8 protein-coding genes and 1 pseudogene are annotated in these 10,967 nt (G+C 32.3%); 3 read left to right on the top strand and 6 right to left on the bottom strand.

What is annotated here, in order from left to right; all coding sequences use genetic code 11:
* Positions 1-70: 70 nt before the first annotated feature.
* Positions 71-1,054, bottom strand: a complete 984-nt coding sequence (locus tag X924_RS03660) for an IS3 family transposase (RefSeq protein ID WP_255398011.1) — start codon at positions 1,052-1,054, stop codon at positions 71-73.
* A complete protein-coding gene (locus tag X924_RS03655; protein ID WP_146255663.1) occupies positions 1,051-1,290 on the bottom strand; it encodes a hypothetical protein in 240 nt (79 codons plus the stop codon). The genes X924_RS03660 and X924_RS03655 overlap by 4 nt, the downstream gene beginning before the upstream one ends.
* A gap of 220 nt (positions 1,291-1,510) precedes the next feature.
* On the opposite strand from X924_RS03655, the pseudogene X924_RS03650 reads away from it, so the two are divergent.
* Positions 1,511-1,945 (top strand): annotated as a pseudogene (locus X924_RS03650) (ATP-binding protein); the annotation flags it as partial.
* Between the two features lie 436 nt (positions 1,946-2,381).
* On the opposite strand, the gene ltrA reads toward X924_RS03650, so the two are convergent.
* The 4 genes from ltrA to X924_RS03625 form a co-directional block, all read right to left on the bottom strand.
* Complete coding sequence (gene ltrA, locus X924_RS03640) at positions 2,382-3,644, bottom strand: group II intron reverse transcriptase/maturase (protein ID WP_121957594.1); 1,263 nt, start codon at positions 3,642-3,644, stop codon at positions 2,382-2,384.
* A gap of 604 nt (positions 3,645-4,248) precedes the next feature.
* Complete coding sequence (gene groL, locus X924_RS03635; RefSeq protein ID WP_121957589.1) at positions 4,249-5,871, bottom strand: chaperonin GroEL; 1,623 nt, start codon at positions 5,869-5,871, stop codon at positions 4,249-4,251.
* 21 nt (positions 5,872-5,892) lie between these two features.
* Positions 5,893-6,162 carry a co-chaperone GroES gene (gene groES / locus X924_RS03630; RefSeq protein ID WP_121957588.1) on the bottom strand — a complete coding sequence of 90 codons (270 nt, stop codon included), beginning with the start codon at positions 6,160-6,162 and terminating at the stop codon, positions 5,893-5,895.
* 248 nt (positions 6,163-6,410) lie between these two features.
* Positions 6,411-8,414, bottom strand: coding sequence for an HD domain-containing phosphohydrolase (locus X924_RS03625; RefSeq protein ID WP_121957587.1), 2,004 nt, complete (start codon positions 8,412-8,414; stop codon positions 6,411-6,413).
* A gap of 309 nt (positions 8,415-8,723) precedes the next feature.
* Here X924_RS03625 and X924_RS03620 point away from each other — a divergent pair, with 309 nt between their 5' ends.
* Complete coding sequence (locus tag X924_RS03620) at positions 8,724-9,659, top strand: aldo/keto reductase (RefSeq protein WP_121957586.1); 936 nt, start codon at positions 8,724-8,726, stop codon at positions 9,657-9,659.
* Between the two features lie 10 nt (positions 9,660-9,669).
* A complete protein-coding gene (locus X924_RS03615) occupies positions 9,670-10,635 on the top strand; it encodes a carbohydrate kinase (protein WP_121957585.1) in 966 nt (321 codons plus the stop codon).
* The last annotated feature ends 332 nt before the right edge of the window (positions 10,636-10,967 follow it).

Genomic DNA, 10,967 nt, shown 5'->3' with positions numbered 1-10,967 from the left:
TCTTTCTTGTGAGTATATTATTAGAAGCTTTGGCCTTACCCCCTGTTATTGGAGAATAAATAAGGAAATCTCATTTTTTCACAAAAATAGTTTCGAAATTAAAACAATTATTATCATCAGAAAAGATTCTACTAAATTCACTCGGTGCCATATAATTCAAAGAACCATGTGGTCTTAAGTTATGATAAAAGAACATATATGCGTTGTAAGCTTGAAAAACATCTTCAATATTTTCAAAAGAATTTAGTTGAACAAACTCTCTTTCAAGGCTTGAATGATGTGATTCAATGAATGCTTGTGAATTAGGATTGTTTTTGTATCCAAACTCATGAGTTATTTCCATTTCATCCATGAATGATTTGGTTGCTTTTGATTTAAATTGGGGACCATTGTCTGTTCTTATTATGAGTTTTTTAGGGTCAGCTTTTCTGTATGAAATACCGTTGTAAACAGTTTTGATAAAATCTTTTGATTTACTTGAATGTCCTATCTGTGAAGAAACAATCGTCTTATCAAAAGCATCAATAATATCCAGTATGGGAACAAAGCCATCTTTCGTTGTGGGAATAAATTTAATATCTCCTTCCCAGAATCTATTGGGAGCATCTATTTCATGATTATTTGGTCTTTTCTTTGGATGTTTGAAATGGTTTCTGTAAGCTCTAACAACACCTAATTCTTTTCTTATTCTGTAAATCTTTTTGTGGTTAACAATTATTCCAAGTTGGTTCTTAAAGACAACAGATAACTTCTTATCTCCAAGAGATTTAAAGTAAAAAGTTGGATCGTTTGGATTGTTGTTTTCATATATGGAGATTATAATCTCTTTAATGCGTTCATCCTCAACTATTTGACCATTGATAGTATAAGAGAATCCTACGAATCTTTTTTGTTTTGGTTTAGCCTTGATAGTCTCAACAACAAAGAACAACCTTGTTTTGAAGTAAAAAGAGCTTGAACTCATATGAAAATAATCCAGAAGATAACTCAGGCATACACCATAATTTCTGTATTTAATAATAAGAATCAATTTACCAATATTTGTACAATTCACTTGTGGTTCATATTTTTTTTTAAAAGTTCAAGTTCATCTCTTACTATTCTCAGCTGTAATTCTTTTTCAAGAAGTATCTTTTCATAATAATCGAGTTTCCTTTTAAGATAAACAGAATCATTAGAATTGTTGTAATCATCCGACCTATCTGTACCTGCTGATTCATAAATGATAGGAGGAATCTTAGAATAATCAGAAATCATAGACTTAGTTCTACCTTTTTTGGTTTTAAACACAGAGTCATCATAATTAGATTTTTTGTACTTTTGAACCCATTTTCTTTTTCATATTCTCACCCCTTATTTTATTTTATCATTTCCTTAATTTCCCCTCAACTCTCCCCTTATTTGGTTCTCAAGCGTCTTATTCTCGGCACAACTAACCTGGTATTTGAGCTTTTGCCTGTACTCTTTACTTCCCCCATTTTTCTCCAATCTCTATGAGGGGTGATTATGTGGTGTAGGTAAGACACATTTAGCAGTTTCAATCGCAATAGAATGTGCAAAGCACAGATATTCAACATATTTTATCAATTTCTATGACTTAATGTCACAACTAAAAAAGGCATTATTAGAAAATAGACTACAAACAAGACTAAAACATTTTGCAAAATACAAAGTACTTGTAATAGATGAGATAGGATATTTGCCAATAGATAATGACAGTTCTAACCTATTTTTTCAATTGATTTCAGAAAGATACGAAAAACATAGTACGATAATAACTACAAATACACCTTTTTCTGATTGGCAGGAAATATTTGGTTCTCCTATGTTAGCACAAGCTATTTTAGACAGACTTTTACACCATTCACATGTGATTTCAATAAAAGGAGAATCTTACAGATTAAAAGAAAAGCTGGATTTGTTTTCAAACGTTTCTAATTCTTAATTCTATTTTTTGTACATTATTATTTTCCATTTTTTGTACACTATGGTATTGACTTTTACAGGTTATGAAGGATACTTCACGTTTCTATCAGACCTCCCCGGGTAAGTGCATACACTTTCACACCATCTATTCGCCTCATTTACTTGATATGACCTTCGACAGAAAGAGCTTTGTTTTGTTATGCAAACTCACTCAATCATACCTAGCCTTATATGAGATTCGTGTTCCTCGAACCGGTGTTTTGCCTCCAGCTTCCTTCAGATTCCGCATCACCACGGACACCCTTGCTCTTGGCTAACCTCTACTTCTGTCTTCGCGGTTCGGGACTTACACCCTATAGTTTATGCACATGCCGGGCGCACATCGAGTAGGAGGGAGTGATTAACTCCCGTCCTCTCACACCACCGTACGTACGGTTCCGTATACGGCGGTTCAATTAAGATAACTGACGCAAGTCTTCATAACGAGCTTCTATACTTTTCAGCCCTTGGTTTCTCCAATAGGAGTTGCCAAGGGTTCTATGTAAGATTGGACTTTTCGAAATACGCCAATAACTCTTCCGAGTATTTCCCCATTCATAAGCTTTCCATTGTGGTACGCCAAGTTGAATAAGGTTGCGTATCTTTGTTTTCGGTTTCTTCCAGTTTTTCCACAGACATGTTCGCAGTCTTCTTCGAATCCATCCATCTAACTCTCTGAAAATAGATTTGGTATCTGCTAATGCGAAGTATCCACACCATCCCATCAAATATTGATTCAATTTCTGAATGCGATATCCCATTGGATAAGGCTTCTTACGTGATGTAATTTTACGAACTTTATTCTTCATTCTTTTAAGGCTTTCCTTTGCGATGCGAACCTTTGGTTCTTTATGGGAGGTAAAACTGAATCCTAAAAATTTACGTTTCCATGGACGGTCGACCGCTGATTTCTTTTCATTTACTTTCAGTCGTAGTTTTCCTTCAATGAATCGTTGAATACTCGTCATAGTGCGAAGTCCTGCTCGCTTACTTTTCACGTAAATGTTACAGTCATCCGCATACCGAACGAATTTGTGTCCTCTTATTTCCAATTCTTTATCTAATTCATCTAGTACAATGTTAGATAGTAGTGGACTTAATGGTCCTCCTTGCGGTGTTCCTTCTGTTGTGCTTGATACCACGCCATTTATCATGACACCCGATTGTAAATACTTACGAATCAGTTTCAATAATGGTTTGTCTTGGATTCTCTTTGCGAGCGTGCCTATTAATCTGTCATGGTTGACCTTATCAAAGAATTTCTCCAAGTCCATATCTACGACCCAGCGATATCCTTCTCTTATATATTCTTTCGCTTTCTTTACAGCATCATGGGCACTTCGGTTTGGTCGAAACCCGTAGCTGTTCTCACAGAATGTAGGGTCATACACCTTTGAAAGTACTTGACCTATTGCTTGTTGAATCAATCGATCTGTCACAGTAGGGATACCTAATAACCGAACACCGCCGTCGGGTTTCGGGATTTCAACTCTACGAACTGGCATTGGCTCATAAGTTCCCTTGAAAATCGCTTCTTTAATCGTTTGCCAATTTTCGACTATGTGCTGACGTAGGTTTTGTACGGGCATCATATCTACTCCATGGCTTCCTTTATTCTGTTCTACACGCTTTAAGGCTTGAAGCATATTCTCCCGTGACAGAATTTCATTCAAAAGCATCGTTATTCTCCTTCCGTGAATAGCTTGTCTCTTTATGCCAGTAATCACTCCACCCTCCATGAGGTCCTCCACGGAATTCACCGCTTCCTTCCTCAAGTGAGGTACTACGTTTTCTGTGTTCATCATGACTCACTGAATGCCAAGGGCTATTCTCTCTTCATTGTTCAGTCCTTCTTAGTTGTTCTAAACCAACTAATACTATGACCTCTGCTGACTTCTGATAGTTCAACTACTTGTCACCAAGTAGGTTATGAAGGATACTTCACGTTTCTATCAGACCTCCCCGGGTAAGTGCATACACTTTCACACCATCTATTCGCCTCATTTACTTGATATGACCTTCGACAGAAAGAGCTTTGTTTTGTTATGCAAACTCACTCAATCATACCTAGCCTTATATGAGATTCGTGTTCCTCGAACCGGTGTTTTGCCTCCAGCTTCCTTCAGATTCCGCATCACCACGGACACCCTTGCTCTTGGCTAACCTCTACTTCTGCCTTCGGGGTTCGGGACTTACACCCTATAGTTTATGCACATGCCGGGCGCACATAAAAAACGTGTCATCATTTTGATGACACGTTTTGTTTTAATATTATTTATTATTTTAATACATATCAGGATTTGCCGGCATTTCAGGCGCTTTTTCTTCTTTAGGTTCTTCAACAACAAGAACTTCTGTCGTAAGAAGCATCGATGCAATTGATGCTGCGTTTTGTAAAGCACTTCTTGTAACTTTTGTAGGATCAATTATACCTGCTTCAAACATATTTATGTATCTTTCTTTTAGAACATCAAAACCATAAGTTGCATCATCGTTTTCTAATATTCTTTCAATAACAATAGCTGGTTCTAATCCAGCGTTTATTAATATTTGTTTTATAGGAGCATCTAAAGATTTTGCAACTACATGTGCTCCAATCTTTTCATCACCAGCCAAGGTATTAGCGAAATCTTCTACGGCTTTTTTAGCTCTTAATAAAGTTACTCCTCCACCAGCTACTATACCTTCTTCTACAGCTGCTCTTGTTGCAGATAATGCATCTTCTATTCTATGTTTCTTCTCTTTTAATTCTGTTTCTGTAGCAGCTCCAACTTTAATAACAGCTACCCCACCTGATAATTTTGCTAATCTTTCTTGTAAGGTTTCTTTTTCATAATCAGAAGTTGTATTTTCAATTTGAGCTTTTATTTGTTTTATTCTTTCTTTAATATCTTCAGAATTTCCTTTTCCTCCAACGATTATTGTATCATCTTTTCCTACTCTTACTACATCTGCTTGACCTAAATCGTTTATTGTTACGTCTTCAAGATTAAGCCCTACTTCTTCTGAAATAACCGTTCCACCAGTTAAAATAGCAATGTCTCTTAACATTTCTTTTCTTCTGTCTCCAAATCCTGGAGCTTTTACTGCTACAGATTCTAAAGTTCCTCTTAATTTATTAAGCACTAATGTTGATAGAGCTTCTCCTTCAACATCTTCTGCTATTATTACTAATGGTTTGCCACCTTGAGCAACCTTTTCTAAGATAGGAACTAAAGGTTTAACAGCAGAAATCTTTCTATCAGTTATAAGAATATATGGTTCTTTCATTTCTGCTTCCATCTTTTCAGTATTCGTTACAAAATAAGGAGAAATATAACCTCTATCAAATTGCATACCTTCAGTAAATTCTACATAAGTTTCTAATGTTTTTGAATCTTCTACAGTAATAACTCCGTCTTCTCCTACTTTATCCATAGCTTCAGCTATTATATTTCCAATTTCCTCGCTATTGGCGGAAATGGAAGCAACGTGAGCAATATCTTCTTTACTAGAAAGTTTTCTACTGCCTTTTCTGATTTGATCTACAGCCTTATCAGTTGCTTTAGCAATACCATTTTTCATTAATATTGGATTTGTTCCTGCCGCAACATTTTTTAAGCCTTCTTTTATCATAGCTTGAGCTAAAACAGTTGCTGTTGTTGTTCCGTCGCCAGCAATATCGTTAGTCTTAGAAGCAACCTCTTTGACTAATTCTGCACCTAATGCTTCAAATTTATCTTTAAGCTCAATTTCCTTTGCTATTGAAACACCGTCATTGGTTATTGTTGGAGAACCCCAACTTTTTTCTAATACAACATTTCTTCCTTTTGGACCTAACGTTATTTTTACTGCATCTGCAACAGTATTAACGCCTTTTTCTAAAGATCTTCTCGCTTCTTCATTAAATTTTAACATTTTTGCCATATTTTTAGCACCTCCTATTTATTATTCTTCTACTTTTGCAAGTACATCGTCGACATCTATAATAATATAATCTTCGTCTTCAATCTTTATCTCTGTCCCGGCATATTTGGAGAAAATAACTTTATCTCCAATTTTCAAATCATAATCATCTTCTAATTTCCCAATCTGTATTACTTCAGCTTTTTGAGGTTTTTCTTTTGCTGAATCTGGTAAAACGATCCCACCTTCTGTCTTTTTTTCTTCTGTTATAGGTTTTATCAAAAGCCTATTTCCTAATGGTTTCACTGTCATTTATGAATACCCCCTTTTTTATTTTTATAAATATTTTTATTATTTTTAGCAATTAAAAGTTAAGAGTGCTAATTCAATATTATGATAACACTTATCTTTTAAAGTAGCAAGAACCAAAAAATCCGATTATAGTCGATTATCTTTAATTAAACACAATTATTCTTGATTATATTAAAAAATCTCGTTTTTTCTCGTTTTTTCTTCCGTTTTCTCACTTTTTCTTTGTTTTTTACATAAAAGCAAAAAAATTAATACCTATTTTTAAACTTTTCAACTACTTCAATAAAAACTTTTAAAATTTCAGGATCAAATTGTGCAGGGGTTGTTCTATCATCTCCATTTAAAATTATATTAATACTTTCTATGTGAGATAAAGACCTTTTATATGGTCTTTCACTTCTTAAGGCATCGTAGACATCTACCAAGGACACGATTCTTGCTTCAATTGGAATTTCTTCTCCTTTTAAACCATAAGGATAACCATTTCCATCATATCTTTCGTGATGATATAATGCAATATTTTTTGCAACTTTTAAGATTTCCGCATTTCCTATAATATCTGCTCCATATTCTGGATGTTTCTTTATTATTTCCCACTCAGAAGGATTTAGCTTCCCTGTTTTTTTTAAAATTTCTATAGGAATTAAAATCTTTCCAATATCATGATAATAAGCATAAGTTTTTATTTTCTGAGAAAATTCTTCATCAAGCCCTAATTTTTTAGCTAATGCATAACTAATGTCACAAATCCTGTTCATATGATCAGATGTTTCTGAATCAAATCTTTCAGCAACTATCGTTAATTTTGTTAAAGAGTAATTATACGCATCTATAGCTTCTTTCTCTTTTAATTTTAAATCCATGAAAATCTCAATTAACCTCGCAAAAATTTCCATTATCTGTTTTGATGACTCTGAGAATTCTATGTTTACTTTAGTGCTCACAGAAATATTTCCAACAAATTTTTGACTATCTCGCAAATCCATAAAAAGACTATTTTTAATTTCATATGCTCCGACTTTTTTAAGTATGTCTTTTTGAGAATTAGGTATATTAATATTATGAGAAGATAAATTTTTCACTTCTTTAACATGACTACCCACTTTTATTACGTTTTCAAAAGGAAGGGTAAAGTTGTAAATTTCGTCTGGAAATCCATGAGCAGCTATTATTTTCCATTGATCACCCCTAACAACACCTATGGAACCACAATCAGCTTCGGGTATCATATTGACCAATTCTTCTATAATTCCATTTAAAATTGTTGTGGTATCGTAATCTTTCGTAAAATCATAAAATATTTTGTACATTTTTGTTAGTTTTTGATTTAAGATTTCATTTTTTTTGTTGAGTGAACTTATTTCGTTATATGAATCATTCAATTTCAGATTAGTATTTTTAAGTACTTTTAATATATTTTTATTACGTTGATAAAGGATTACCAAAATTATGAAAAGAATACTTAGACAGATAATAAAAAGTATGAGCCTTTCACTTAACATCTTTTGTTGTTCTAAAGCTAACGTAGAAGCTATGCCCATCCATTTTTGTGTTAATAATTTATAATCTTCTGACTTTAATACCTTTTTTAATGCATCTTCAAATACATTTAAAGCCGGCTTTTCGTTTTCTTTTTTTGAACCAAATGTAAGTGGATATGAATCAAATATCTTCACATATCTAATATGTGGGTGAAGATCGTGCAATATAAGATAACTATTCACAATTCTTTCATCTTCTAAAGCGGCGGAACTTATTTCGTTTCTTAATAGTTCATCTATTATCTCTTCATTTGTTTCAAATATTTTTATGTCTTCAAAGCCTTCCCTTTGTAAAACATCAAGCAGAAAACTTTCACGTAATACTCCTACACTGAATTTTTTTAATTCATCATAGCTATAGTTGTTGTCGTATAACGTCATAACAAATGGAGTAATAGTAATTATGTTTTTGTAAAATTTTAGTTGGTTTTTTCTTTCTTTATTAGGGACAATTAAACCTATTAGATCATAATAATCTGAAGAGATAAAATCACTGTAAGCTTCTCCCCAATTTTTTACTACTATATCAAACTTTAAGGTAGAATCATTCTCAATTTCTTTCAGTAGTTCTACTGCGAATCCAGTTATTTCGCCTTCTTTTATATAGACATCCGGATAGTAATATCCCAATATCACATTCAAAGTTTCTGAAAAAATATTTATTCCTAAACAACCAAACAAAAATAATATGATTATTATTTTATAATTCAAATTAATTCACTTCTTTCTTTTTGTTATTGTTATTTTTATTATTAATTAAGAATACTTTTCTATTTTATCACAAGGTTATTATTTTACAAATTTTGTTTTCTTACACTTAAATTGGTTGCAGCTTGTAGTATAATTAATATAAAAGCATTGTGATCTCTAAAAAATTTTTCAGAAAAAGTTAAAAAATTAAGAATTAGTAAGGATTAGAAGTAGAGAAGTATTTTTGAGTAAATTTAAAACTGAAACATATATAAAATGTAGTTTTTTTAATTTCTAAAGTGAGTATAAAATTTTGGAAGGAGGATTTATATGAGATACAAGCAATTTGGTAAAACTGATATGAATGTATCTGTAGTCGGTTTGGGAGCTTGGGAATTGGGAGGTAATTGGGGACCTATTGAAAAAGAAAATGCCTTAAAAATACTTAATTTGGCTTATGATAATGGAGTTAATTTTTTCGATACAGCTCCTGCTTATGGTTTAGGAAAATCTGAAGAAGCTGTAGGTGAATTTTTAAAAGGAAAAAATAGGGAGAAAATTTATATAGCTACTAAATGCGGCTTAGAATGGGATAGTAAAGGAAGAATACGTAACAATTTAAAAAAGGACAGAGTTTTAAAGGAAATAGATGATTCTTTAAAAAGGCTTAACACTGACTACATAGATCTTTATCAATTGCACTGGCCGGATCCTAATACACCTCTTGAAGAAACAGCAGAAGCTTTGCAAATAATTTTGGAAAGTAAAAAAGCGCGATATATAGGAGTGTCGAATTTTAGTGAAGGCCAAATAGAAACCCTTATTAAATATGTAGATATAGTTTCAACGCAGGATTATTACAATATGTTGGTAAGAGACGTTGAAAGAAAGTTATTTCCAGTGGTTAGAAGATATAATTTAACAGTTATTCCTTATAGCCCTTTGGCAAAGGGATTACTTACGGGAAAGATTTCAAAAGATTTTGTTCCATCAAAAAATGATCCAAGAGCTATGGATGAAATATTTAGAAATAGGGATCTTTTCTTAAAAAATATTGAAAAAGTAGAGAAACTCAAAATATTATCTAATAGAATCGGAAGATCTTTATCTCAAATTGCTATAAATTGGCTTTTATATCATAAAGAGGTGAGTACAGTAATAGCAGGTTCGAAAAATGAAAAGCATGTACTTGAAAATATAGAAGCTGGAGATTGGGAATTAAGTGAGGATATTTATTTGAAAATAGAAGAAATAATTGCGGACTGAGGAGGGAAAGATGGGCATACTGTGTGCAGGAGAAATCCTTTATGATTTTATATCTAAATCTCCTAATAAAGGTTTAGGAGAAAGTGATTTATTTGAGAAAAGACCTGGGGGATCTCCGTTTAATGTAGCTATAGGATTATCAAAGCTTGGTGCAGAGGTATCTTTTTTAACTAAAATAGGAACTGATGAATTTGGTAAATCTCTTTTTAATTATTTAGTAGAAAATGGAGTTAAAACTGATTGTATATTGTCTGAAGATGGTTTAAAAACGACATTAGCTTTTGCAGCAGTTGATGAAAATGGAAAAGCTGAATATCAATTTTATAGAGATAATGCTGCTGATGTCAATTTAAGAATGGAAGATGTAGAAAAGATGGACTTTAATAGATTTTCGCTTTTTCACTTTGGATCTATTGCACTTTTAGAAGCACCTACCTCTTCTACACTTTACAATTTGTTTGAAAAACTTAATTCACCTAATTTTTTAACTTCTTTTGATCCAAACATAAGAAAATCTATGATAAAAGATGAGAAGTCTTATTTCAATCTTGTGAAAAATATAATTTCGAAAGTTAATATTTTAAAGATGAGTGACGATGATCTTTTTTATATAACCAAAGAGAATAATATTGAAGAAGCTTTAAAACTCCTTGAAATTGATAAAAAATCCGTTGTTTTCGTAACTCTTGGAAATAAGGGTTCTATCGTTTATAAGCAAGGAGAAAAGTTAAAAGTAGATGGTTATAGAGTTAAGGTAGTTGATACTGTTGGATGTGGAGATTCTTTTATGGCTGCAATATTATTTAAATTAGGTGGTTTTTCTAAGAAAGAACTTATGATGGTTGATTTGAAGGAGTTAGGAAATATTGCTGACTTTGCTAATAAATGTGCTGCTTTAGTTGCTACGAGGCAAGGAGCTGCTAATGCTATGCCTACTTTGGCAGAGGTAAATAATTTTTATAATCAACTTTGTTGATTATGATTTTTATCTTTTATCTTATTATTTATATGGTAGTAGTAGTGATAGGATGATGTTGATAGTTGAAAATTATGTAAGTTGTAGGATAAATCAGAAAAATTTGTGTCGAAAAGTCTCACTTTTTTATAAACAACTTATCAACCTGAAAGTTCAAAAGAAAAAATTTTTGATATTGATAAAATTTTTGGTTCATAACAAGAACAATCAACTTTCATATGAACATAGTTATCAAATTTATAGGTTGATAAAAAAATTATGAACATATAAGTTGATAATAGTGTTGATAAAAAGGTTCATAAATTTATAGTATGTACCAGTAGTTATCTTTA

Origin of the sequence: Petrotoga sp. 9PWA.NaAc.5.4, assembly GCF_002895485.1 — a bacterium.
Taxonomy (GTDB): domain Bacteria; phylum Thermotogota; class Thermotogae; order Petrotogales; family Petrotogaceae; genus AZRK01.
The sequence above is the reverse complement of the archived record's forward strand: the minus strand, read 5'-3'. Positions and strand labels throughout refer to the sequence as shown.